We start from the raw sequence: 26,797 nt of genomic DNA on the forward strand, positions 1-26,797 counted from the left end.
TTTATTCATGAGACAGCTTAAGATTACAAAACAGGTCACCAATAGGGAGACCGCATCCTTGGACAAGTACTTACAAGAAATTGGAAAAGTTGACTTGATTACCGCTGATGAAGAAGTAGAGTTGGCACAACGCATCAAGGCAGGCGACCAGATCGCTCTTGAAAAACTAACTAAAGCCAACCTTAGATTCGTGGTATCCGTTGCAAAACAGTATCAAAACCAAGGTCTTACTTTACCGGATTTGATTAACGAGGGAAACCTTGGCCTAATCAAAGCTGCACAGCGTTTTGACGAAACGCGGGGATTTAAGTTTATCTCCTACGCCGTATGGTGGATCCGTCAATCTATTTTACAAGCATTGGCAGAACAGTCCCGTATTGTACGACTGCCTTTGAACAAAATTGGATCTATTAACAAGATCAATAAAACTTTTGCTTTCTTGGAACAAGCGCACGAACGTATGCCTTCTGCTGAAGAAATTGCAAAAGAATTGGACATGACCGTAGATGACGTAAAACAATCTTTGAAGAACTCTGGTCGTCACGTTTCTATGGATGCTCCATTAATTGATGGTGAGGATTCTAACCTTTACGATGTATTGCGTAGTGGTGAATCGCCAAATCCCGATAAGGAATTGTTGCACGAATCCTTACGTACGGAAATTGAGCGTGCCCTTGAAACGTTAACCCCAAGAGAGGCTGACGTTATTCGATTGTATTTTGGTCTTGCAGGTCAGCATTCTATGACCCTGGAGGAGATTGGAGAGACTTTTGACCTTACAAGGGAAAGGGTGAGACAAATTAAAGAAAAGGCCATACGTAGGCTAAAACATACATCTAGAAGTAAGATACTAAAGACTTATCTTGGCTAACTAGAAAAATTACACGTTAAAGATTCCTTAAATTGGAATATTGGCATATTAGTTGTAATTTTAACGGTAACAACAGTTTATCATGACTGTTCGTTTTTTGATTGATGAATAAACTCCGGCTGATTACCGGAGTTTTTTCATTTTAAATCTTTCATCCACATTTTGAATATAAAACAGTAATTTCTTCGCATCGCCGATTTGGATAACTTTCTTATCTTGACCGTAAGTAAGCTACTAATGAAGTTATTTTCAATTCTCCTAATCACTACACTATTGATTATCTCCTGTAATCCCAAAATCAATTTAAAAAACTACGACAACTACCCCACCGCAGAAAATAGCAATTTATGGGTACAATACAGCAAAACCGAAACTTCTTTTAACCTATGGGCCCCGACAGCAGTTAAGGTCAGGATTGATTTATTTGACAAAGGGAACAATTCTGAGCCTATAGCAACCCATCTTATGAAGCCTCTTAAAAATGGTGTATGGAATAGAACTATTACTGGAGATTTAAATGGGACTTATTATACATTTCAAACAAAAACAAAAGATAAATGGTTGGATAAAACTCCAGGCATTTATGCAAAGGCTACTGGGGTAAATGGAATTAGAGCCATGGTTTTGGATATGAACACCACAAATCCAAAAGGATGGAAAAATGATATGGGACCTGTATTGAAATCACCCAATGAAGCCATAATCTACGAATTACATATAAGGGATATGACGATTCACCCCAATTCGGGGGCAAAAAAAAAGGGAACATTTATTGGTTTGGCGGAAGGTGGTACAGTAGGACCTGAAAATATAAAAACGGGAATTGATCATTTAAAAGTCTTAGGTATTACTCATATACATCTACTTCCATCGTTTGACCATTATTCCATTGACGAAGCAAACTTGGATACTCCACAATTCAACTGGGGCTATGACCCCAAAAATTATAATGTTCCTGAGGGCTCCTACTCAACTGACCCCTTTAATGCTGAAGTAAGAATCAAGGAATATAAACAAATGATAAAAACATTTCACGATAATGGAATAGGGGTAGTGATGGATGTAGTATACAATCATACTGGGAAAACGGAAGAATCATTATTCAATCAGGAAGTTCCCGGTTACTATTATCGCCATATGGAAGATGGCAGTTACTCGGATGCCGCTGCCTGTGGGAACGAAACGGCATCGGAAAGGGTGATGATGAAAAAATTCATGCTAGAATCGCTCACATATTGGACCAAAGAATATCATATCGATGGTTTCCGGTTCGATCTCATGGGTATTCACGATATTGAAACCATGAACGAAATTGCCGAAAAGATTACTAAAATTAATCCTAATACCCTTTTATACGGTGAGGGATGGACAGCAAAGGGTTCTCCCCTACCTCAAAATAATAGAGCCTTGAAAAAAAATATGCAAAGACTTCCAAAAATAGCTGCCTTTAGCGACGATATCAGAGACGGATTAAAAGGTTCTGTTTTTAAGGATATGGATACAGGATTTGTAAATGGAGGCGAAAACAAAGAAGAATCGATTAAATTCGGAATTGTTGGTGGCATCCAACATTCCCAAATTAACTATGACAGTGTTAATTATTCGCATGCGCCTTGGACTTTGACCCCTTGGCAATCTATTTCTTATACATCTTGCCACGATAATCATACCTTGTTTGACAAATTAATGATTTCAAAACCCGAGTCTAGTGAAGTTGAACTTAAAGCCATGCATAAATTGGCCAATGCCGTTGTATTGACATCTCAAGGAATTCCATTTCTGCATGCCGGAGTCGAATTTTTAAGGTCTAAGGATAGAGAACATAACTCTTATAATTTACCTGACCGTATTAATCGCATAGACTGGGGCTTGAAAGTAAAAAATAAGGCTGTATTTCAATACTTTAAAAATCTAATATCTCTTCGTAAAAGCCATCCGGCCTTCCACATGTCCAGTGCTGAGGAAGTTCAGAATAATCTGAAATTTCAAATAGTCGAGGATGCCCTAGTTTCCTATACAATTGGCAACCATGCAAACCAAGATGATTGGAAAGAAATCTTGGTAGTTTACAATGCTAATAAATCGCCCTATCGATATCAATTAAACAAACCCTATCAGTTAGCTGTATACAAAGAGGAATTTGATTTTAAAGGTTCAAAAGTGATTAAGGACTATATAGATGTGCCTCCTATATCCATGCTAGTAGCTTTTACAAAATAAGATCGCTCATGACCCAAAAAAACAATCCCTTACATGGTATAAAATTGGTTACCATCTTAGAACATCTTACCCAAGTTTATACATGGGAAGAGTTATCAAATGAAATAAACATAAATTGTTTTAAAAAAGATCCTTCTATTAAATCCAGCCTAAAGTTTCTCAGGCGAACACCATGGGCAAGGCGAAAAGTCGAAAACCTCTATTTAAAAACCTTGAATTAAATATGGGCCTTCATATAGTTTTAATTGAGCCAGAGATACCGAATAACACAGGAAATATCGGAAGACTTGCCTTAGCAACGGGGTGCACACTACACTTGGTTAAACCTTTTGGCTTTGAAATTTCGGATAAAAGGCTAAGAAGGGCCGGTTTGGACTATTGGGTACATCTAGATAAAATTTTCTACGATAATGTTTCTGATTTTTTTAAAGCGAATGCCGACAAAAAACTAATGTTTTTTTCTTCACATGGAACCAAAAACTATTGGAATGCAAAATATGAAGATGAAACCTTTTTGATATTTGGTAAGGAATCTTCCGGTCTCTCCGAAGAAATTCTTACCAAATACCAGAGCCAAACCTATAAAATTCCGCTTTTTAGTCCCCAAATCAGGAGTTTAAATTTATCCAATGCCGTTGCTGTAACCACTTATGAAGGAGTGCGACAAATTCAGAATTTATAAAAACCGCTAAAAATATTCTTGGTAAGTTTTGTATCTTTTAGGTGTTAACAGACCAACTTAATTTTCCATGAACAAAAAGGTACTTCAGATAATCGCAATTGTTATCGCAATTGTGTTAAATAACGCATGTAAAAATGAGTCCAATCAGGACATTTCAAAAGAGGACTCCGAAATCAAATTCAATATCCCCGAAGGTTTTTCTCTTGAAGAAATATATCATCCAAGTGCCAATGAGCAAGGGTCTTGGGTGGCACTGGCAAAAGGTCCGGAAGGTTTAATATATTCTTGCGATCAATACGGTAAAATATATTCCTTTACTCCTCCCGAAAAAGGAGGAGACCTTTCCAAAAAAGAGGTAACCCCTTTAAACATTGAAATTGGTCAAGCCCATGGATTGCTTTGGGCGTTCAATAGTTTATACGTTTCGGTAAATAAAAGATGGGAGGACGATACCGAATATGGCAGTGGTATTTATAGAATTCAGGACACGGATGGTGACGGCATTTTAGATCAAAGTAAAATGCTTTTAAAATTGCAGGGAAATGGTGAGCATGGCCCTCATAGTTTGGTCTTATCACCGGATGAAAAAGAAATTTATTTTATTGCCGGAAACCACACATTGGTACCGGAAAAGCTAAAGCAAAACAGTAGATTACCCAACAACTGGAACGAAGACAACCTAATTACTCCCTATTTGGATGCCCGAGGACACGCAAATGACATTAAGGCACCTGGCGGTTGGGTTGCAAAGTTCAATCCGGAAGGCACAGCATGGGAATTATTATCAGCTGGGTATAGAAACCCATTTGATATCGCATTTAATAATGATGGAGAATTATTTACTTACGACTCGGACATGGAATGGGATATCGGAATGCCATGGTACAGGCCTACACGCATTTGTCATGTTACGCCAGGTAGCGAATACGGTTGGAGAACGGGTTCCGGAAAATGGCCCGCCTACTACCCAGATAACCTGCCCGCCGTACATAATCTTGAGCAAGGTTCGCCCACCGCAGTCCTTTCAGCGTCATCCTTAAAATTTCCTGCCAAGTATAAAAATGGCCTCTTAGTTATGGATTGGAGTTTTGGCACGGTATATTTCATCGATTTAATTCCAAAAGGAAGTAGTTATGAAGCCAAAAGAGAGGAGTTTTTCTCAGGTACTCCATTACCCTTAACGGATATGATTGCCGGACAAGATGGAAACTTATACTTTGCCACCGGTGGAAGGAATTTAGATTCGCACCTTTATCGATTGTCCTATGAAGGTGAAACCTCATCCGAAACTATATCAAATGATGAAAACAAAGAACTTCGGGAGCTTCGTCATACCTTGGAGTCTTTTCAGAAAAACCCAAGTGAAGAAGGAATAGAAATGGCATGGGATAATTTAAGCAATGAAGATCGTTTTATACGGTACGCAGCCCGAATGGTCCTGGAAAATTCCCCTTTTAATATGTGGGAAAACCGATTTACTTCAGAAACCGACCAAACAAAGCTTATTAATGCCAGCATAGCGGTAGCTAGAACGGACGACCCAAACAACCAACAACTTATTTATCAAAAATTAAATCCCATTAACTTGGAAAACCTTGGAAAGGAAAACCAGTTGGCACTTCTAAGGGCCTATTCCCTTTCCTTTATAAGAATGGGAGAACCAAACCCTTCGGTCTCTACTAGGATTGCAAAAAAACTAAATCGATATTTTCCCCATGCCGACAACAGTGTGAATAAAGAGTTGAGCCAAATTCTGCTGTATTTGAAAGCCGATGGCATAACAGAGGGTCTCGTTAACCAGTTATTAAAACATACTGAGGAAAAAACAGTTTCTGAAAGCGTAGAATTATTGGATGAGGAAACTACTTTGCGCAGCGAACAATATGGAGAGGTCATAAGGGAAGTGATTGCCAAGATGCCTCCAAGTGAGGCGATATACTACGGTATGTTGTTAAGTAATGCGGAAAAAGGATGGACTAAAGCGCTTAGGGAAAAATATTTTTCATGGTTTTATGATGTTTTGGGCAGTAAAGGAGGAATGAGTTTTAAAGCCTATATGGAAAATGTACGGCAAAGAGCGATGTCGCATGTGCCCGACGCTGATAAGGAATACTTCAAACAGATTTCCGGGGAATATTCCCCTTCTGATGCAGTAGCAGGTTTACCACAACCAAAGGGACCAGGACAAATATATACAGCTGGAGATTTACAGGATATCGTATACAACGAAGATTTGAAGGGTGGTTCCTACGAAGATGGAAAAAGAGCTTTTGAAGCGGCTTTGTGCATACTTTGCCATAGAATGCGTGGCGAAGGTGGAGCTGCTGGACCGGACCTTACCCAGGCATACAGCAAGTTTGGTACTTATGACCTGATTAACGCCATTGCTAGTCCAAATGATGAAATCTCTGATCAATATGCACATACTTTATTTCAACTTAAAGATGGTAAAAATTTAGCGGGAAGGGTAAAGTCTGAAAACGAGGAGGAAATAATTTTAATGCCTAACCCATACAACGAGACGTATACGGTAATCATAAAAAAAGAAGAAGTCCAAGAAAGAGGGCCATCCCCTATTTCACCTATGCCAGGGGGCTTGTTAAACCGACTAAACAGACAAGAAGTCAAAGACCTGTTCAAATATTTAGAATCTGGTGGTGATGAAAATCATGAAAGCTATAAATAGCGTTGTCAAACCTATAATTTGCTTTTCAGTTTAATAGAATGTACTAGAAAACACAGGTGAATATTATCAAGTTCCTAAAAATTGAAAAAGAAACTTTCAATACACTTGTATTTTCTTCCTATCTAGTACCTAAATACCTATTTTTAGTTGGACATTTATTACTTTTCATATAAAATATAATATTCAATTTTCATGTACTCAATATCAAAACTTACCTTGTTTTTCACTTTAGTTTTTTGTTTCACATTGGGATGGACCCAAGATAATAATCCTCCTATCGATAGTTCCTTCTATGAAAAATTGGAATGGCGTAACATTGGCCCAGAACGTGGCGGACGTTCATTAGGTTCGGCAGGTAGTCCAAGTAGGCCTAACGAATACTATTTTGGTGCAACTGGAGGAGGTTTATGGAAAACAACGGATGGCGGTAATGAATGGAAACCGGTTACAGATGGGCAAATTACGAGCTCGTCCGTAGGAGCTGTCGCTATTGCTGAAACGAATCCTGACATCATTTATATTGGTATGGGAGAAGTTCAGCTGAGGGGAAGTATAACCCAAGGCGATGGGGTTTACAAAACAACGGATGGCGGAAAAACATGGAAACATTTAGGTCTCGAAGAAACCCAGGCCGTATCAAGAATTAGAATTCACCCGACGAATCCTGACATTGTCTATGTTGCCGCCCTTGGTCATCCATATGGAGACAATGAAGAAAGAGGTGTTTTTAAAAGTATTGATGGAGGAACTACATGGGAAAAGGTTTTATATGTAAGTGACAAAGCAGGTGCGGTAGATTTGATTATTGACAGAAACAACCCTAGCGTACTTTACGCAAGTACTTGGCAGGTACAAAGAAAGGCATGGAAAATGTGGGGAGGAGGACCCGACTGTAAATTATGGAAGTCGATAGATGGAGGTCAAACCTGGACCGATTTGACGGAAAATCCGGGTATGCCAAAAGGCCCGTTGGGAAAAATTGGAGTAACGGTTTCGCCTGTAGATTCCAATCGGGTTTGGGCCATAGTCGAAGCCAATGAAGGCGGTGTTTTTCGCTCGGACGATGGTGGAAAAACCTGGGAAATGACCAATAACGAACGTAAATTAAGACAACGCGCTTTTTATTATTCCAGAATTTATGCTGATCCCCTGGATAAAGAGACCGTATATGGCCTCAATGTAGATTTTTGGAAATCGACCGATGGCGGTAAAACCTTTGATAAAGAAATAAAGGTTCCCCATGGCGACAACCATGACCTTTGGATCGACCCTAACAATCCAAAACGTATGATTTCTTCTAACGATGGTGGAGGTATTGTAAGTGTGAACGGAGGTGAAACTTGGACAGAGGAAAATTATATTACCACACAATTATATCACGTCATGGCAACCAGTGATGTGCCCTATCACGTCGCAGGTGCACAACAGGACAATAGTACCTTGGCCATTCCGAGTGATGATTGGGAACACATGCAAGCCAGAGGCCCCAATCATGGTTGGTATTATGCCGTTGGGGGCGGTGAAAGTGGTTGGATAACACAACACCCTACGAAACCGGATATTTTTTATGCCGGTAGCCAAGGAGCATTACTAACACGATACGATAGAAGTAATGGACAAACTCGTGATATACAGGTATATCCAAGATTTTTCTCCGGAGAGCCAGCAAGTGCTTTGCCAGAACGCTGGCAGTGGACTTTCCCCATAATGTTTGCCCCTCAAGATCCAAATGTCATGTACACCTGTTCACAACACGTGTGGAAAACTACTGATGATGGACAGTCGTGGGAAAAAATTAGTCCCGACTTAACGTATGCGGACCCCACAACCTTGGGTAAAACCGGTGGCGTTATTACCATGGATATGAACGGACCAGAAATTTATGCTACGGTATTTGCATTAGCTCCATCCTTTCATGATATCAATACCATTTGGGCCGGTTCTGACGATGGTAAAATTCACATAACCCGTGATGGTGGTAAGAACTGGAAAGATATAACCCCAAAGGAACTACCTAAATTTTCTAGGGTAAGTATTATAGACGAATCAAAACATAATCCAGGTACGCTATACGTAGCCGCTAATAGATATCAAGTAGATGATAGACAACCATATGTGTTCAAAACTCATGACTATGGTAAGACCTGGACAAAAATCATAAATGGAATATCCGATGGACATTTTGCAAGAGCGGTTAGGGAAGACCCTGAAAGAGAAGGTCTACTTTTTCTAGCAACGGAACATGGCGTTTATTTTTCCATGAACGATGGAGACTTATGGCAAAGCCTACAATTAGAGTTGCCGGATACTCCTGTAAGGGATTTGGTCATAAAGGATAATGATGTAGTTCTTGGCACCCACGGCCGGGGTTTTTGGATATTGGACGATATACAACCACTAAGACAGTATGCTCCGGACATGAAAGAACAGAAAGCCGTTCTTTTTCAACCAGAAAATGCTATCAGAGGCATAACCGATGCTACCATTCAATATTACTTAAAAGAGCAGTTAGATACGATTACCATTGAAATATATGATTCCAAGGATTCATTAATAGATAGCTTTTCAGGAAGCCAACCTGAATATGAAGTTGACCCCGATTTACCCTATTGGTTAAGGGGAGGATCCTCTAAACCGACTACGGCCAAAGGCATAAATACATTCACCTGGGATTTGAGATATCCGGGAGCAACTACTTTTGAAGGTATGATTATTTGGAGCGCAAGACCGGCAAGAGGACCAAAAGCCCCGCTTGGGACGTATAAGGTAAAAATGAAAACCGGAGCTTTTGCAAAAACGTATGAATTTGAAATTGAAATGAACCCTAATCTAAAGGGCATTACAAAGGCAGATTTAGACGAACAATTTGAGTTGGCCAATAAGATAATGAACAAAACAAGTGCGGCAAATGCAGCGGTAATTAAAATTCGAGAGATTAAATCAGTTTTTGAGGAAAAAAAATCAAAATTCACTGCAAAGGAGTACAACAAAACAATCGCACCTTTTATTGAAGCCCTTAAGGACGTAGAGGAAGATTTGTACCAAGTAAAAAACCAGTCTAATCAAGATCCATTGAACTTCCCTATTAAATTGAATAATAGGTTGGCATCACTGCGAAGAAGTGTAGAATCTGGCGAAGCAAAGCCTACTGATGGAGCATATAAAGTATTCAATGAGTTATCTAATGATTTAGAGGTACAATTGAACAAATTACAAAGTATATTGGACCAAAACATAAGCAAAGTAAACATACTTTTAAAAAGTAAGGGCGTACCCACCTTGGAGTAAGAAGTTATACATTTGCCCATGTTCGGCGAACAAATACTTATTTTTGTTGAGAACTCGTTAATACCTGAAAAATGACCAAGACCAAGATTGCCCCATCACTGTTAGCAGCTGACTTCGGAAATTTACAACGTGATGTTGAAATGGTCAATAAAAGCGAAGCGGATTGGCATCATATTGATGTGATGGACGGTGTTTTTGTTCCAAACATTTCCTATGGGATGCCCGTAATTAAGGCTATTCAGAAATATGCTACGAAACCTTTGGATGTTCACTTGATGATTGTTGATCCCAATCGATATATTGAAACTTTTGCCGCTTTGGGTGCTAAAATCCTAACCGTACATTATGAAGCTTGTACCCATTTGCACCGAACATTACAAACTATTAAAGCTAATGGAATGAAGACGGGTGTGGCCTTGAATCCACATACCAATATAAAGCTACTTGAAGATATCATCAATGACATTGATATTGTATTGATCATGAGCGTAAACCCTGGGTTTGGTGGACAATCTTTTATAGAGAACACCTATAATAAGATAAAGGCCTTAAAAGAATTAATAACGAGAAAGGGTGCAAAAACAGAAATAGAGATAGATGGTGGTGTTACCTCCGCGAATGCAAAAAAGTTGGTAGAAGCGGGAGCCGATGTTCTGGTGGCAGGAAGTTTTGTTTTTAAAAGTGATAATCCTACGCAGACAATTTTAGATCTTATAAAAGCTACGGATATCCATTAATTGAAAAAGTGACTAAACCACTTATAAATGGCCTAGTCACTTCTTAAAAATAGCTCTATATTTTTAATATTGTTCCAATAAATATTTAATTAAATCTGTTGTTGTAACAATACCTACTAGTTTATCTTCGTCTACTACCGGTAGTGCATGAAACTCATTATGTGCCAATATTTCGGCGACTTCCTTAATTGTCGTACCTGAAGAAATACTCTTCAGATTTTTTGCCATTACCTGGGATATGTTAAACATATTATAAACAACGGTTTCCACATCAGAATCATCCTCGTAAGCGCCATCGGCAAAACTGATACGTAACAAATCAGTTAGGCTCAGCATTCCTTTGATGTTTTCTCCTTCTACCACAGGAATATGACGAATATTATTTTCTTTGAACAAACGTTCGGCAGTTTCCAAGTCGTCATTACAATTTAATGTGACGATTTTTTGGGTCATTATCGTTGAAACGGGTACTCTGTGTCTTAAGCTCATCGTATTGGTTTTAAATGTTATCTAAATTTCGTTTAAATAAAGCCCTTAAAGCATGATAAAAATCATGTTCAAAAAACTTTTTATCGACCCCTTAATCACCGAAATTATTCTTATTAAAAATACCTAGTTTTGTATTTGGAAAAGTTATGATTCTACAGATTAAAAAAGCATAAATGAGTTTATTGGATATTGTAGTTGTTGGAGGAGGGCCCATAGGCATAGCTTGTGGCCTAGAGGCAAAGAAGAAAGGGCTTTCCTATGTGATTCTGGAAAAAGGTCCCATAGTAAATTCCTTATTCCACTATCCTTCGAACATGCAGTTCTTCTCCTCTTCCGAAAAACTAGAAATAGATGAAATTCCATTTATCAGCAAAGAGGCGAAACCTAAAAAAGACGAAGCCTTGGAATATTACAGAAGAATTGTAACCTCCAATAAATTGGATATCCATCTTTTTGAGAAAGTACTAAATGTAAATAAAATTGATAGTTCCTTTATTGTAAAAACCAACAAGGCCGAGTATACGGGTAAGAACGTCATTGTAGCTACTGGCTTTTATGACCTACCCAATTTACTGAATATTCCAGGGGAAGAATTGGAAAAAGTGTCTCATTATTATGACAACCCTCATTATTATGCCGGTCAAAAAATTGCAGTCATAGGAGCGAGCAACAGTGCTATCGATGCAGCATTGGAATGTTGGAGAAAAGGCGCAGAGGTTACACTAATTGTAAGAGGGCCTGAAGTAGGTCAAAGGGTAAAATATTGGGTAAGACCTGATATTATTAATAGAATAGAGGAAGAGAGTATCGAAGCTTACTTTAACAGCACCGTGAAGTCCATTAAAGAAGATTCAATCGAAATTATCAATTCGAAAGGAGAAACGACAAGTATTCCAAACGATTTTGTTCTTGCCCTTACTGGCTACAAACCCAATTTTAAGTTCTTGAAAAAATTAGGCGTAAACCTTTCCAATGACGAAAAAAAACTGCCGGAATACAATCAGGAAACCATGGAGACCAATGTCAAAAATCTTTATTTGGCAGGAGTAATCTGTGGGGGTATGGAAACCCATAAGTGGTTTATTGAAAACTCAAGAATCCATGCGAAAATGATTATTGAAGCTATATTGGACAAAAAATAGAAGTTGCCATTTATGACTTAGTTCCACCCACCTCCCAAGGCTAAATACAAATCTACAATAGACTGTAATTTGTTGTTTTTTGTTGCGATAAGGTCCAGATTGGTATTTAATGCATTTTGTCTTGCATTTAAAACTTCTAAATAATTGGCCAATCCGTTATCCAATAATTCTTGGGAGTAATCACGAGCCAACATATAAGCTTCATATTCTTTTTCCTTCACCCGTATCTTGTTCATAGCTGCTCTATAGGAATACAAAGCATCTGAAACCTCTTTTGATGCCTTTAATAATACGTATTCAAAATCCAATTTCGCTTGTTCCTGTTGGGCTTTGCTAACCTCGTACTGCGTTCTAATTCTTCGCCCATTAAAAATAGGTTGTGTAAGTCCCCCCACTATACTGGCAAACAAAGAGCTAGAATCGAACAATTTGTTAAAATCCAGACTTTGAAGTCCTCCATTGGCAGTTAGCGTTAAGGAAGGATAGAAATTACTTCTCGCAACATTAGTTAGCTCAAAAGAGTTTATCAATGCATATTCCGCGGACAGAACATCGGGTCTATTGGCTAGTAATTGAGTGGGTACCCCGACTTTTAAAGGAGTACTAATGACCTGTTCTTCCAAGGAACTTCTTATTATTTCTTTAGGTTCACTCCCCAAAATCAAGGACAAACTATTTTCTATAAGTTGGACTGAGTTTTCCAAATCAATTAGAAGAGCTTCAGCAGTATATAACTGGGCCTCAGTTTGTTTAACGGCTACCTCTGTAACATTTCCGGACTCCTTCAAAGCTTTGGTAGTTTCTAAACCGCTAGATCGGGTTTCAATGGTCAGCTTCGTTATTCGTATCTGTTCATCCAACGATAGAAGTTGGTAGTACAAAGTGGCAATATTGCCCACTAAAGTACTTTTAACGGCTTTATGAGCGGCTACGGATTGTAAATAACTGGCTTCGAAAGCTCTTTTATTACTCCTTATTTTTCCCCAAACATCCGCCTCCCAAGATAGGCCTCCACTCACTTGATACTGGTCCAAAGCATCAAACTGCCCTCCAAATTGGCTATTGGATGATAGCTCATTATGAGAATATTGGGCTGTAGCATTCAATGTTGGAAAATATCCCTGTTTACCTTGTCTTAAATAAGCGTCGGAAATAAGTATGCGTTGAATGGCCTTTCTAATATCAATATTATTCTCTAGGCCTTCCTCAATATATCCTTGAAGATATGAATCCGTAAATAATTCTTTCCATGAAATTGTTGCCAAGGAAATACTGTCCTTTTGTAAAGAGTCCGTTCTAAAGTATTGTGCATCCAAAATTATATCTTCCGGTCTTTCATAGGTTTTGGCCGAAAAGCATGACACTAAGAACAAAGGCAATATAGCAATAAAACCAACTTTCATATATTTTGATAATCCCATATACATCTTATTATTCGGCTTCTTGGACTTTTTCAAATTTTGGTGTCCCTGACACTTTTTCCTGTAACCATTGGAAGAAAATAAACAGGGTCGGTATCACAAAAACACCAATTACGGTACCGATCAATAAACCACCTACAGCTCCCGTTCCAATAGACCTGTTTCCTTCCGCACCTACCCCATTGGCTAAAGCTAATGGCATCAAACCAAGAATAAAGGCAAATGAGGTCATTAAAATAGGTCGTAATCTTGATTCAGCTCCTTCTACAGCCGCATCTAAAATACTAAGGCCATGCTTTCGCCGCTGTAGGGCAAACTCAACAATTAGAATCGCATTTTTGGCTAGTAAGCCAAGGAGCATTATCAGAGCAATCTGAAAATAAATATTATTTTGAAGTCCGGCCAATTGAGTGGTAAAATAAGCTCCAAAGACACCCAGTGGTAAAGAAAAAAGCACTGAGAACGGTATCAAATAGCTTTCGTACTGTGCGGCGAGAAGAAAATATACAAAAACGAGAGATAGCAAAAAGATGGTTGTGGTCTGATTACCGGCATTCACTTCTTCCCTTGTCAATCCGGAATAGGCAACCGAAAAGGTAGTAGGCAAGGACTTTGCGACTTCCTCTACGGCTTTAATCGCGTCACCTGAACTATAACCTGGATTGGTGGCAGCGGTTATCTTGGTCGAATTAAATAGGTTAAACCTAGTAACCGATTGAGGTCCATAAACCCGTTCTAAACTGATGAATTCGGTAATGGGGGTCATTACTCCTGCATTTGTTCTAACGAACATCTGATCAAGATTATCCCGATCTGATCTATCTTCGGGCAATGCTTGTACATACACACGATATTGCTTTCCAAATCTGGAGAAGTCCGCCGCAAATATACTCCCGATGTACCCTTGAAGGGTAGCGAAAATACTACTCACCGATACCCCAAGTTCCTTCGCCCTAGGGACATTAATTTCAAGTTCATATTGGGGATATCCGGTATCAAATGATGATTGCGCATACTGTATTTCAGGTCTCTGTGATAGATTGGCAATAAACTCTTTGTTTATGTTGTCCAAATCGGTAAAACTTCCACTGGTACGATCCAAAAGGTTTACCTCTACACCAGATGAACGGCCAAAACCAGGGATACTAGGGGGAGAAAAAAATACAATATTGGCTTCTGGAATTGTGGCGGCAACCCCGAACATTTTCGCAGTGATTGCTTCCATGGACAAGGAGTCAGCACCTCTTTCATCCCAATCTTTTAATCGAACAAATCCTAATCCATAATTACTCCCTGCTCCTCCAAGAAAGCTTCTCCCTTCAATAACTGAACCATCCAGTACACCAGGAATTTGCTTTATTTTTGAATACAGTTCCTCGTTTACCTCATGCGTTCTATCTATAGAGGAGCCCGGAGGTAACTCAATATTCATAAATACGATTCCCCGATCTTCATCTGGAACAAAACCGGTTTTCACCACACTGGACGACCACCAAATACCTGCAAGTGCCAATACCAAAATTAAGACGGTAACCCATTTATGGGTATATAGGAAATGGACCGAACGTCCATATTTCTGCGTCGTTGCTTTAAAGCCTGAATTAAAGGCATCAAAGAAACGCTGCATAAAATTCTTCTTAGCATCCTTTTCTTCAGTATGTGGCTTTAAAAACAATGCACACAATGCAGGACTTAAGGTAAGGGCATTAACGGCTGAAATTATTATCGCTACGATTAAAGTAACCCCAAACTGTTCGTAAAACACCCCGGTAGGTCCCTGTACAAAGGTTACAGGAATAAAAACAGCGGCCATCACCAAAGTAATGGAGATAATAGCTCCGGATATTTCGCTCATCGCAGTTACGGTTGCCTTCTTTGCATCCTTAGCTCCCCCATCGAGTTTGGCATGAACAGCTTCTACGACAACTATTGCATCATCCACTACGATACCAATGGCCAATACCAAGGCAAAAAGTGTCAATAAATTAATAGAATATCCAAAAAGGTTAAGAAAGAAAAATGTTCCAATGATTGACACGGGGACCGCTATTGCGGGAATTAAAGTCGACCTGAAATCCTGTAGAAATATGAATACGACCAAGAAAACCAATAAAAAGGCTTCGACTAAAGTACTAACCACTTTTTCAATGGAAGCGTTCAAGAAATTATTGGTATTGTAAGGCACAAAAATATTAATACCAGCGGGTAGATCCTGTCTAACTTGTTCCAGCCTATTTTCAATTTCAAGAATTATATCACGGGCGTTGGAACCCTTCGTCTGATAAATACCCATGTTAACCGCAGGGTACCCAGCTGTCATGGAGCTAGCGGAATAAGACTGTGCTCCCAGTTCGATTTCGGCGATATCGGAAAGTCGTAGAAATCGACCATTGTCCAAAGCTTTAACTACTATATTGCTGTACTGCTCTTGTGTTTTAAATCGTCCACCATATTTAATCACATAACTAAAAGCTTCTCCATCATTTTCACCAAGAGAACCGGCTGCTGCTTCCAAACTTTGCTCACTAAGTACGGCAACAACATCAGATGGAATTAAACTATAGGCAGCCAACTTTTCGGGTTGTAACCATATTCGCATCGCGTAGTCCTTTGACCCAAATACATTTACGTTACCTACACCATCTACTCTTTGTATTTCAGGGATAACGTTAATTTTTAAGTAATTCTGGACAAAGGTTTCATCGTAATCAGGATTTGTACTATAAAACGACATGAACATAAGCGCACTTGTCTGTTGTTTTTGCGTTGTGACACCGGTCTGGATTACAGCCTGAGGTAAAAGTGAATTTGCTCTTGCCACCCGGTTCTGTACGTTAACGGCAGCAATATCCGGGTCTACTTCCTGATCAAAGAAAACGTCAATAGTCGCCGTTCCACTATTGGTTGCCGTGGATGTTAAATAGGTCATCCCCTCTACTCCATTGATTTGTTCTTCCAACGGAATAATAACACTTTCCAAAATGGTCTCAGCATTGGCTCCTGGGTAATTTGCGCTTACACTAATTGTTGGGGGAGCAATATCGGGGTATTGTGTTATGGGTAAAGTCGTTAATCCAAGTAATCCTAAAATGACGATAATAATTGAAATTACCGTTGAAAGCACTGGTCGTTCAATAAACTTCTCTAGCATACTTTAACTATTTTCGGTGATTCAATTCTTATCTAAATAATTTTCTAATTGGCTTTGCCACACTATCAAAAGGAATTTGACGAGGAATAATCTTGGAATCGCCCCTTAATTTATCAATGCCCAACCCTATAATTTGGTCTCCTTTATGTATACCACTTTCAACTAAGTATAGATTTTCTACCTCATTAAGCACATCAATACTCTTGGCGACGGCAGTACTATCCGGATTAACTTGGTAAACATAGACATTGCCCTGTCGTTCAAAAGTACTTTCCTTGGGTACTACTATAATATCCCGATACTTTTTAGGTATTCTTATTCTGGCACTGTTCCCGTTGGTTAGGATTCGAGAGGGATTATCAAACTTGGCCCTAAACGTTATCGCTCCAGTTGCTTGATCAACTTGAGAATTTATAGTTTCTATTCTTCCTTTTTCATTATAAACCCTTCCATTAGCCAAAATCAACTCCACTTCCGGCAGATTTTTTATTTTTTCATCGATATTGTTCCCCTTGGTATCCTGAATAAAATCAAGATAATCCTTCTCATTCATCGAAAAGTATGCAAATACTTCACTTATATCCGCAACAATAGTCAAAGGTTGGGTGTTGGTTGGACTGACAAGTGCTCCACGCCTAAAACGTATAGAACCCACAAAACCATCTACAGGGCTTTTAATGCTTCCATAATTGATGTTAGCATTAATAGAATTATAGCTGCTTTTGGCCTGCTGTAATTTGGCTTTTGCAGTTTCCAATTGCACATTGCTAATGATGTTTTTCTCTACTAAAGGCATCAATTTATCAACCTCCACTTGGGCAGCGTTCACATTGGCCGCGGCCGCTGCAGCGTCTTGGCTTAGGGATTGTGTTTCCAATTTAAACAAGGTTTCCCCTTTTCGTACTTTTTGGCCTTCATCTACAAGTACATCGATTATGTATCCGGAGATTTTAGCACGTACTTCACTATTAATTATTCCTTCTACACTTGCTGGGTAAGTAGTAAAAGAAGTAATATCCTTTGTGGGTATTTCAATGACCTGAAAAGATGGAGCTGCTGCTTGACTATTATTGTTTCCAGAAGACTCCCCGCCGCAAGAAATCAGCAGAATTACCGGAAATAATAGAATTAGAAAGTATTTTTTTTTCATTTAGATCGGGTATTAATTTTTAGTTCTGTTCTTTAAAATCCTTAATCCTTTCAAGGGTCTGTTCAATGTTTTTTTTCTCCTGCTCCAGAAAAACATGAAAAATGCTTCCTAGATATCCCTTTTTTCTATAATTCTCTGGATTATTTTTTTTATTAAAATCATTTATTTTTTCAGTAAGTTCAAGATCAGCTTTGATAGTCCCATACTGTTCCTTAAGCATATTCTGTATAAAGCTACCGGAACTCCTAAAATATCTTTTTCGTTCCCCCGGCTTTGTATAGTACTCTACAAATTTTAACTGTTGTAAAAGGTTAAGGCTGGTAGAAACAGAACTCTTACTTGCCTGCGTAATTTCCATAAGCTCTTCAAAGGTATAACCCTCCAAGGAGGACAAAACCATTATACCATATACCCTGGCAGACAAGGGTGGTAAATTGTGCCGCTTTTCAAAATAGAGACCGGCCTCCTCAATTAAATTCTTTTTATGTTTCGAACAAAGGTCCATTCATGCAGGTTAAGTACCAAAATTAAATGATCAGTTCGGTTTGTTCCGAACCAACTATCTTAAAATTGAGTTAATTGGATTACTCGTAAGAAGAAAGCCTAAATAATAAACAATCAAAGATTTTATCGCATAAAAAATCCCAATTCATAAATATGAACTGGGATTTAACTTAGTGACCTCGACTGGACAGAATTCTAACTTTTTGAATAAAGATATCGATCTGATTATTTCAAAATCTCATAAGTTGAGCTTTTCAATATGAGTAATTAAAACTGGTCGTCGATATTTTACTGACATATAAAGTCAATTATTTTGTAACTAACTTTCTCGACTTTTGTTACAAATAATTTGGATAGTGTGACCCGTATTTTTTGAAAAGATAAAAAGCCTATTAACAGTAAGTCTAAAGGACCGCTTAAATATACTTTCTTGTTCCCGCAAAAGATCAATTAACGAATCTACTAAAAGAGACCACGACTGGGACACACTGAGAATGAGTTAAGTGGTTTCATGAGATAGTCCTACGAAACGGCCGTTTAAAAGGCTAGAATAATTAAATTGGTTTATAATAATTGTAGTGGTTAACCAGTCCAAACCATCTTCAAAATTAGGTACAAACCTAAAAAACATTTTAATTTTACTCCAATCGATTTCTATACTCGGTTGGCGTAATACCCAAAACCTTTTTTACATAACGCGTGAAAAACGAACGACTTGAAAACATCATTTTTTCTGCAATTTCTGCTATGTTGAGATTTTTGTTATTTAACAATAGTACAATGCGCTCCTTTGTGTATCGTTGAATCCATTCGGAAGCTGTGACACCGGAATTCTGCTTACAGACAAAGTTCAAATATTTAGGGGTAACACTAAGCAAACTGGCATAAAACTGTACTTCCCTTTCGGCCATGCAGTGCTCTTGGACCAAGTGAACAAAACGCTCGTATAATGAACCACTTTGCAAGGTGCGTTTTCTGCGCTCATATTCGTTTGCAAAGGTATGCCACATATCAAGAATGAACAATCGCATTTGCAGATTCAATACTTCGTCATAAAAGCGATGTTCCCTATCTTGAAATTTATCGTGCAACCATTTAAAATTCGATAATACCCTTTTTCTGTCACTCTTATCGTTCAACTGTTTTATGGGATATTGACGGGAATGAAGGACGGCATCGATACTCCAACTTTGATCAGGAATATTTTGGTTCAAAAAATCTTTTTCTACCAACAAAATTGTTGCTTTAAACGCTCTTGAAAATTCCAAATCTTTCAATTGACTTTCTGCGAACCAAAATAAAAATTCACCTCCCTTGCATTTCATCTGTGTGTTGTTAAACAAAAAGGATATGCCTCCTTGGTGACAATACAAATGGGTGTGGTAATAAGTATTGAAATCTAAGGGAAATCCTGTTTCCTGCGAAAGTTCCAAATGTACAATGCGTGGCCTATTATTTTCTTGCTCCTTCAATTCATTCATAATTTTTCTAAAATAAGCAATATTTGATATTATGTGAGCAATTGGTGTAACAAATAAGGGTTCAGGATTTTTAACTTTGTGAGTAAAGAAACAAAACTAATTATGACGAGAGATTTTGGTATTCTGAAAAATCCATTGGTACCGTTGCTAGTTTTGCTTTGCAGTATGAATACATGGGCGCAAGAGAAAAAAGAACCGTTCCTAGATGATTTCAGAGGAACGGCAAGTGTTACCCATAATGGAATTTCGTTGGTACCCTCTTTTTCTTTGGGAGAACCTGCTCTTCTAATCGATTTAAAATTTACGAAAGGAAAATTAAGCTTTGAACCGGATATGCGTTTTGACTTAGAAGGTAAGCCTTGGACCTTTATTTTCTGGTTACGGTATAAGGCGATTGAAAAAGAAAGGTTTTCATTGCGTCTAGGGGCCCACCCTGCCCTGATTTTTGGAACGGCCAATGCTATTAGGGATGGTCGGTCCGAGGACATTTTGGAGTCGCGGCGGTACCTTGCCGCCGAGGTGGCACCAAACTATAAGATTTCGGACAAAGTGGGTCTAGGGGTTTACTATCTGTATGGCCACGGCTTTGATGCAGGAGTTAAAAACACCCATTATATGGCATTGAATACATCTTTCAACAATCTCAATATTTCAGAAAAGTTGTATTTTAACGTGTCGCCCCAAGCCTATTATCTACTTACGGAAGATTTAAAGGGTTTTTATGTAGTGGGTTTTATTTCTTTTATCAAAAGGGATTTCCCACTTTCGGTTTCGGCCATATTGAATAAGGCAATAGATACCGAAATAGTTCCCGAAGATGATTTTAATTGGAATATTTCATTGGTACATAGTTTCGGCGGTGAAAATAGGCGAAAACCGAGACGAAAAATTTAAGACTAACGTCATAGTCAAAACTAAAAAAATGCAAAAGGAAGCTAACAAAAAAGAATGTCCAAAGCAGGCAGCTAAAGATATTTTTGAACGATTAAAAAATGGAGAGATCATTCTCCCCAGCGATCCTGAAGCCTATAGATTGCGTGAAGAGTCTTACCTGACCAAAAAGTTGCTCGTACAGATGAATAACGCGACAGACCCAAAAGAAATCAAAGATTTGTTGACTAAGATTACTGGGAGCCAAATTGACGAAAGCGTTGCGGTTTTTACCCCTTTGTATATCAATTACGGCAAGCACACGAAAATTGGCAAAAACGTCTTCATCAATTTTGATTGTGTCTTTTTGGACTTAGGAGGAATAACCATTGAAGATGGTGTGCTCATAGCGCCGAAAGTGAGTTTACTTACTGAAGGACATTCGATTTCGCCCAGCGAAAGACATGGGCTTGTTCCTAGATCCATTCATATAAAGAAGAATGCGTGGATCGGTGCCAATGCCACCATTTTACAGGGCGTAACCATAGGGGAGAATTCGGTGGTTGCAGCAGGTTCGGTCGTTTCTAAAGACGTACCCGATAATGTAGTTGTAGGCGGTACTCCCGCAAAAATCATTAAGAAAATTTAAAAAAGATAAAATGAGAAGAATACTGGCACTCGCAGTTTTCCTACTATTATTTATAGGTCAGGCCTGCAAAACAAAAGTTGAAAAATCAGAAAACACTGAATCGAGTTCTTCGGAACAAGCAATTTTTCCTAAGGGTGAAGCGGGGAATGCTGCTAACTTCACAGGCAACGCTTATAATTATGGTTTAGTTGCAAATGATTCTATCTACAACACCCTCGTGGGGAATGTTTATTTCGAGAAAAGCGCAAGATCAAATTGGCACTTACATCCAAGCGGACAAATCCTTATCGTGCTCGATGGTCTGGGATATCATCAACTGGAAGGACAGCCAAGGGAAACCATGAAAAAGGGAGATGTAATTAAGGTTCCCGCAAATACAAGGCACTGGCATGGCGCTACTGAAAACAACAGTCTTACACAGATGTATATCTTGCCAAAAACAGAAAATGGATTCGTTACATGGCTTGAGCCTGTGACGGATGAGCAGTATACATCTAACAACTGAAACAAATGGAGATTATCAGTTAGGTGCTCATTCATAAGTTAAAGTCCCATAAGGCGCAAGATATACCGAAGCTGGAGAAAGGATGACTGGGCGATTAGGAATTTAAAAATAATAGATATCATGAAATCTAACCTTTTGATGGTTTTAATATTTACTTCATTTATAATGGGCAATCCATCACCTTGCGAAAAAGCAAATGCCCCTATTAATACGGAAAACAAGGACACAATGATAAACGAAACAATCACAATAACGGTAAATTCAAAGACTTTTACCGCCATACTTTGGGATAATTCTTCGGCAAAAGCATTTAAGGACATGCTACCAATGACCATAACTATGACCGACCTGAACGCCAACGAAAAATATTATGATTTGCCCACTAAACTTCCAACCAAATCCTCAAATCCAGGGACTATACATAATGGTGACTTGATGTTATATGGTTCAAACACTCTAGTACTGTTTTACAAATCATTTTCAACTTCGTATAGTTATACCAGGCTTGGAAGCATCGATGATACAGTAGGACTTCAAAAAGTTCTTGGTGCTGGTAACGTAAGCGTTACCATAGATAAAAATTAGAGTTCAATGGAAAGCATAGTATGATTAAACTCAATTAAATTACCCAACGAACTGAAAATGTAATTACAATGAAAATAACAAAACGCATAATTTTCCTATTGGCCTTACAGGTATTTCAATTAGCATTGGGCCAAACTGCCAATCCGGTAATTTCTATTTTTCCTGAAGGTACCATTTTGCATAGCAACTTAGCCTACAACAATGATACCTTGCCGAAGCATCTTTTGGATATTTATTTGCCATCCAATGTAGAGGGTAAAGTTCCTTTGATTGTATTTATTCACGGTGGAGGCTGGATCGGTAACGACAAGTATGCCGACATCGGTTATATGAAAAATACCGTTGCAGAAATCATAAATAAGGGATATGCCCTGGCATCCATAGATTACCGTTTTGCAACACAGGCCATTTTTCCGGCCCAGATTCAGGACTGTAACCGCGCGGTTTCCTTTTTATTCGATAATGCTGAAAAGTATGGTTTTGACACAGAACGATTTGCCTTGATGGGTTTTTCCGCTGGAGGACATTTGGCTTCGTTTCAAGGCCTATCGAACAATGACCAAGTTGATGACTTCTTTATGCCCGGCACATCCCATGATTTTTCATTTAAAGCGGTTGTAGATTTTTACGGACCATCGGAACTGATCCTATTTCCCGGAGCCATTGACCCCAAATCACCTGAGGCATTGCTGATAGGTGCAGCACCGCTTGACCGACCTGACCTTGCAAAAGTTGCTAGTCCGGTAACCTATGTAGACGAGAACGACCCTCCTTTTTTAATTATACATGGTGAAAAGGACGATTTGGTTTCCCCGAGACAGTCCCAATTATTAAGTGCTTGGCTAACGGTAAAAGGTGTGGAAAACGAATTGATAATCGTCCCTAACGCGCCGCATTTCGGAGAAATGTTCGATGTAGAAAACATTCGTACTAAAGTTATGGCGTTTCTGGAAAGGCATTTGAAATGAAAATAGGAACTAGCTTAATTCTTTTGATTTCAGATTGTTCTAATAAACAATACATAATATGAACTACATATTTTTCGTAATTTGAGTCTATTCATCCACTTACACTAAAATCATGGCAAAATTCAATCTAAAAATTAACGGGCAAACACAGGAAGTTGATGTGGACCCAACAACACCTATGCTTTGGGTACTAAGGGACCACGTAAAATTGGTAGGGACTAAATATGGTTGCGGTATCGCCCAATGTGGGGCATGTACTGTGCATTTAGGTAATAATGCCGTTCGTTCATGCCAACTGCCTGTTTCCGCGGTAGGTGAGCAAGAGATTACTACTATTGAAGGTTTGAGCGAGAATGGCAATCATCCAGTTCAACAAGCTTGGTTGGAAATTGATGTGCCACAATGTGGCTATTGTCAGGCGGGACAGATAATGTCAGCTTCCGCCTTGTTAAAAAGAACTCCAAATCCTTCAGATGAAGAAATCGAATCGGCCATGAACGGCAACATCTGTCGCTGCGGAACGTATACCAGAATAAAAAAGGCAATTAAAACGGCCGTAAATGCCGAAAACGTTTAATTAGAAAAAATCAGAAGATGACAAAGATAAACACGCATATTGGACGTAGGGCTTTTATTAGGAATACAAGTTTGGCAAGTGGGGGATTGGTACTCGGATTCAGTTTTTTAAATTCCTGTAAGCCGGAACAGGCAAAAGAGATGTCCGGTACAGAAATGCCCAACGAATGGTTCGAGATGAATTCGTATCTCAAAATTGGGGATAACGGGATGGTGACCGTATACACACCAAATCCCGAATTCGGTCAAAATATTAGAACATCGATGCCCATGTTGGTGGCGGAAGAGTTGGATGTGGATTGGAAAAACGTGGTGGTAGAGCAGGCACCCTATCATGCAGAAAAATATGGCTTTCAACTTACAGGAGGCAGCACGGGAATAAAAGCAAGATGGATACCTCTTCGAATGGCAGGTGCAACAGCAAAACAGATGTTGATGGCCGCGGCTGCAAAAACATGGCAGGTTCCCGCAGAAGAAATCACTACTAAAGGAGGAGTGTTACAACACGCAGCTTCAGAAAAATCGGCCGGTTACGGCGAAATGGCTTCGGTTGCTGCAACGCTTGACGTGCCTGTAGAAGTGCAATTAAAAGAAGTTAAAGACTTTAAGCTCATAGGCCGTTCCCATAAAAATGTGGATGCGAAAAAGATTATAACCGGTGAACCCATGTTTGGGATGGATTATCAAAAGGACGGCATGCTGATTGCTATGATCGTACATCCTCCGGCTTTTGGAATGACCTTGAAATCGGTTGATGACGAGGCGGTCAAAGCCATGCCAGGAATCAAGGATGTAATAACTATCAAAAGTTTCAAGGAGGGATTTAAAAAACACGGTTTTGACACCAACGCTTTTCCTGAATTGGTGGCAATAGTAGGTAACTCGACTTGGGAAGTGATGCAGGCCAAAAAGAAATTAAATGCAGAATGGAAGCCGATCACTGCAACTACTGAAATTGTCAATGGTTTTTTTGGAAAGGAAACAAGAAATACCCCTGCGGGACTGGAATCCACACAGGGCCACAAAGCACAGATGGAAGCCCTTGCATCCATACCTGGAAATATTGTCAGAAAGGATGGAAATCCTGAAGCAGCCTTCAAAAAAGCGGCAAAGATTTTGGAAAGAAGCTATTCGGCGCCATTTCTTGCCCATAATAGTATGGAGCCTATAAATGCTTTTGCGCATGTGGAAGGTAATAAAGTAAAAATTGCGGCACCCATCCAGATTCCATCCTTTATCATTCCTACGCTAGAGAGCAGTTTGGGAATACCGAAGGAAAATATTGAAATGGAACTACCAAGAATGGGAGGTGGTTTTGGAAGAAAGGGCTATGCCCACTTTGTGGTGGAAGCTGCCCTCATATCCCAAAAAGTAAATGCTCCTATTAAGTTAGTGTATTCTCGTGAGGATGACATGACGACCGGTATTTATCGCCCAACCTATCACGCAACCTATCGCGCGGCTTTTGATGAAAACAACAATTTAACTGCCTTGCATATAAAGGCGGGCGGTATACCAGAAAGCCCATTGTTCGCCAATCGTTTTCCAGCAGGGGCCATTGATAATTATTTGGCCGAAGAATGGTCCATTGATTCCAATATTACAGTAGGTGCTTTTCGAGCTCCCCGTTCCAATTTCATGGCCGGTGCCGAACAGGCATTTTTGGATGAAGTGGCGGAAACCATGAACAAGGATGCTATCCAATTTCGCTTAGACCTGCTAAAACGTGCCAAGGAAAACCCGGTTGGGGAAGATAATCAGTACGACGCCCAGCGCTATGCGGGAGTTTTGGAATTGGTACAGGAAAAATCGGCTTGGAAACAAAAAGACGAGTCGAAACATCGTGGGGTCGCGGCCTATTTTTGTCATAACTCATATGCAGCGCATGTGCTGGATTTAAAGATGGAAAACGGTAAACCAGTGGTTGAAAAAGTAGTTTGCGCCATTGATTGCGGGGTAGTGGTAAATCCCGATGCGGCCACGAACATGGCGGAAGGTGCCATAACCGATGGTGTCGGTAACGCTTTTTTTGGAGAATTGACCTTTAAGGACGGAGTACCTCAGAAAAACAATTTCCACCAATATCAGATGATCCGTATGAAAGAAGCACCAAAAGAAATCGACGTGCATTTTGTGCAGAATGAAATTGACCCAACCGGAATGGGTGAACCTCCGTTTCCCCCTGTTTTTGGAGCGGTGGCCAATGCCTTGTATAAAGCCACGGGGCAACGGCATTATAGTCAGCCATTTATAACGAAAAAGGAAGTAGTGGGATAATGGGATTACATCACACGTAGAAGAGGGTGACCCTTTAAAAACGGCGATTGTAAGGCGTTCATTTATTTGCGGATTCAAATTTCAAAAAATGGCCTCAAGAATTGAACTATTTAAGGCACTCTATTTGAGTTTTTTTCATTTATTGCTTTTAACTGCTTTTTCACGATACTACGCTAGACGATATACAATCTTAACCAATTTGTAGCCTTTCCTGTTTTTAGGGAATACTACATTAACAGTCCTCGAAGCATCAATTAATTTCTGGCAGTGATATGAAAGATAGATTCATTAAAAGTTCTAACCTTTAAAGTACTGAAAACAAGAAGGATACTAGTAAAACTCAATATTTAGGTAAAAGAAAAAGCTCTTTAAACACTTGGTTTAAAGAGCTTTACAAAAAATGTGACCCCGGAGGGATTGCATATCCCTAGTGAGCTCCCCTTTGCAAATAAAAACTACGGACTATCGTCCTAATTCTTTGTTTCTCTCCAAAACTTGTAGCAAAAGCTTCAGTTTATTCGAAAAACAAAGAACCACGCCAAAAA

21 protein-coding genes are annotated in these 26,797 nt (G+C 39.2%); 15 read left to right on the plus strand and 6 right to left on the minus strand.

Going from position 1 to position 26,797, the window contains the following annotated elements:
* Window positions 1-7 precede the first annotated feature (7 nt).
* The 7 genes from PP182_RS16145 (at window position 8) to rpe (ending at window position 10,484) form a co-directional block, all read left to right on the plus strand.
* Entirely contained in the window at window positions 8-871 is an 864-nt protein-coding gene (locus PP182_RS16145; RefSeq protein WP_272652294.1) for a sigma-70 family RNA polymerase sigma factor, read from the plus strand.
* Between the two features lie 237 nt (window positions 872-1,108).
* Entirely contained in the window at window positions 1,109-3,091 is a 1,983-nt protein-coding gene (gene pulA / locus PP182_RS16150; protein ID WP_272652295.1) for a type I pullulanase, read from the plus strand.
* Between the two features lie 8 nt (window positions 3,092-3,099).
* Window positions 3,100-3,312 carry a VF530 family protein gene (locus PP182_RS16155; protein ID WP_272652296.1) on the plus strand — a complete coding sequence of 71 codons (213 nt, stop codon included), beginning with the start codon at window positions 3,100-3,102 and terminating at the stop codon, window positions 3,310-3,312.
* A gap of 2 nt (window positions 3,313-3,314) precedes the next feature.
* A complete protein-coding gene (locus tag PP182_RS16160; protein ID WP_272652297.1) occupies window positions 3,315-3,773 on the plus strand; it encodes a tRNA (cytidine(34)-2'-O)-methyltransferase in 459 nt (152 codons plus the stop codon).
* A 67-nt stretch (window positions 3,774-3,840) separates the two neighbouring features.
* Window positions 3,841-6,459 carry a c-type cytochrome gene (locus tag PP182_RS16165; protein ID WP_272652298.1) on the plus strand — a complete coding sequence of 873 codons (2,619 nt, stop codon included), beginning with the start codon at window positions 3,841-3,843 and terminating at the stop codon, window positions 6,457-6,459.
* Between the two features lie 192 nt (window positions 6,460-6,651).
* Window positions 6,652-9,747, plus strand: a complete 3,096-nt coding sequence (locus PP182_RS16170; protein ID WP_272652299.1) for a VPS10 domain-containing protein — start codon at window positions 6,652-6,654, stop codon at window positions 9,745-9,747.
* A gap of 71 nt (window positions 9,748-9,818) precedes the next feature.
* Entirely contained in the window at window positions 9,819-10,484 is a 666-nt protein-coding gene (gene rpe, locus PP182_RS16175; protein WP_272652300.1) for a ribulose-phosphate 3-epimerase, read from the plus strand.
* Between the two features lie 63 nt (window positions 10,485-10,547).
* Here rpe and PP182_RS16180 read toward each other — a convergent pair whose 3' ends face one another.
* Window positions 10,548-10,973 (minus strand): CBS domain-containing protein, encoded by a 426-nt coding sequence (locus PP182_RS16180; protein WP_272652301.1) that lies wholly within the window; start codon window positions 10,971-10,973, stop codon window positions 10,548-10,550.
* A gap of 173 nt (window positions 10,974-11,146) precedes the next feature.
* On the opposite strand from PP182_RS16180, the gene PP182_RS16185 reads away from it, so the two are divergent.
* Window positions 11,147-12,115 (plus strand): YpdA family putative bacillithiol disulfide reductase, encoded by a 969-nt coding sequence (locus tag PP182_RS16185; RefSeq protein WP_272652302.1) that lies wholly within the window; start codon window positions 11,147-11,149, stop codon window positions 12,113-12,115.
* Between the two features lie 17 nt (window positions 12,116-12,132).
* On the opposite strand, the gene PP182_RS16190 is transcribed toward PP182_RS16185, so the two are convergent.
* The 5 genes from PP182_RS16190 to PP182_RS16210 all read right to left on the minus strand — a co-directional run bounded on the left by PP182_RS16190 (window position 12,133) and on the right by PP182_RS16210 (window position 19,822).
* Entirely contained in the window at window positions 12,133-13,536 is a 1,404-nt protein-coding gene (locus PP182_RS16190) for a TolC family protein (protein ID WP_272652303.1), read from the minus strand.
* 10 nt (window positions 13,537-13,546) lie between these two features.
* Window positions 13,547-16,687 carry an efflux RND transporter permease subunit gene (locus PP182_RS16195; RefSeq protein ID WP_272652304.1) on the minus strand — a complete coding sequence of 1,047 codons (3,141 nt, stop codon included), beginning with the start codon at window positions 16,685-16,687 and terminating at the stop codon, window positions 13,547-13,549.
* A gap of 28 nt (window positions 16,688-16,715) precedes the next feature.
* Window positions 16,716-17,837, minus strand: coding sequence for an efflux RND transporter periplasmic adaptor subunit (locus PP182_RS16200; protein ID WP_272652305.1), 1,122 nt, complete (start codon window positions 17,835-17,837; stop codon window positions 16,716-16,718).
* Between the two features lie 19 nt (window positions 17,838-17,856).
* The gene (locus PP182_RS16205) at window positions 17,857-18,342 is read right to left on the minus strand and encodes a GbsR/MarR family transcriptional regulator (RefSeq protein WP_272652306.1); all 486 of its coding nucleotides are present in this window, start codon (window positions 18,340-18,342) and stop codon (window positions 17,857-17,859) included.
* 637 nt (window positions 18,343-18,979) lie between these two features.
* Window positions 18,980-19,822 (minus strand): helix-turn-helix domain-containing protein, encoded by an 843-nt coding sequence (locus tag PP182_RS16210; RefSeq protein ID WP_272652307.1) that lies wholly within the window; start codon window positions 19,820-19,822, stop codon window positions 18,980-18,982.
* Window positions 19,823-19,924: 102 nt separating this feature from the next.
* On the opposite strand from PP182_RS16210, the gene PP182_RS16215 reads away from it, so the two are divergent.
* The 7 genes from PP182_RS16215 to PP182_RS16245 all read left to right on the plus strand — a co-directional run bounded on the left by PP182_RS16215 (window position 19,925) and on the right by PP182_RS16245 (window position 26,252).
* Window positions 19,925-20,716: a hypothetical protein gene (locus PP182_RS16215; RefSeq protein ID WP_272652308.1), complete on the plus strand. Its 792-nt coding sequence runs from the start codon at window positions 19,925-19,927 to the stop codon at window positions 20,714-20,716.
* A 28-nt stretch (window positions 20,717-20,744) separates the two neighbouring features.
* Window positions 20,745-21,341 (plus strand): sugar O-acetyltransferase, encoded by a 597-nt coding sequence (locus PP182_RS16220; protein WP_272652309.1) that lies wholly within the window; start codon window positions 20,745-20,747, stop codon window positions 21,339-21,341.
* A 10-nt stretch (window positions 21,342-21,351) separates the two neighbouring features.
* The gene (locus PP182_RS16225; protein ID WP_272652310.1) at window positions 21,352-21,846 is read left to right on the plus strand and encodes a cupin domain-containing protein; all 495 of its coding nucleotides are present in this window, start codon (window positions 21,352-21,354) and stop codon (window positions 21,844-21,846) included.
* Window positions 21,847-21,966: 120 nt separating this feature from the next.
* On the plus strand, window positions 21,967-22,431 hold the full coding sequence (locus PP182_RS16230; protein WP_272652311.1) for a cyclophilin-like fold protein: 465 nt from the start codon (window positions 21,967-21,969) through the stop codon (window positions 22,429-22,431).
* Between the two features lie 68 nt (window positions 22,432-22,499).
* Window positions 22,500-23,399 carry an alpha/beta hydrolase gene (locus PP182_RS16235; protein ID WP_272652312.1) on the plus strand — a complete coding sequence of 300 codons (900 nt, stop codon included), beginning with the start codon at window positions 22,500-22,502 and terminating at the stop codon, window positions 23,397-23,399.
* 112 nt (window positions 23,400-23,511) lie between these two features.
* Window positions 23,512-23,976, plus strand: coding sequence for a (2Fe-2S)-binding protein (locus tag PP182_RS16240; RefSeq protein WP_272652313.1), 465 nt, complete (start codon window positions 23,512-23,514; stop codon window positions 23,974-23,976).
* 17 nt (window positions 23,977-23,993) lie between these two features.
* A complete protein-coding gene (locus PP182_RS16245) occupies window positions 23,994-26,252 on the plus strand; it encodes a xanthine dehydrogenase family protein molybdopterin-binding subunit (protein ID WP_272652314.1) in 2,259 nt (752 codons plus the stop codon).
* Window positions 26,253-26,797 lie beyond the last annotated feature (545 nt).

Source organism: Maribacter sp. PR1 (genome assembly GCF_028464145.1).
Taxonomy (GTDB): domain Bacteria; phylum Bacteroidota; class Bacteroidia; order Flavobacteriales; family Flavobacteriaceae; genus Maribacter.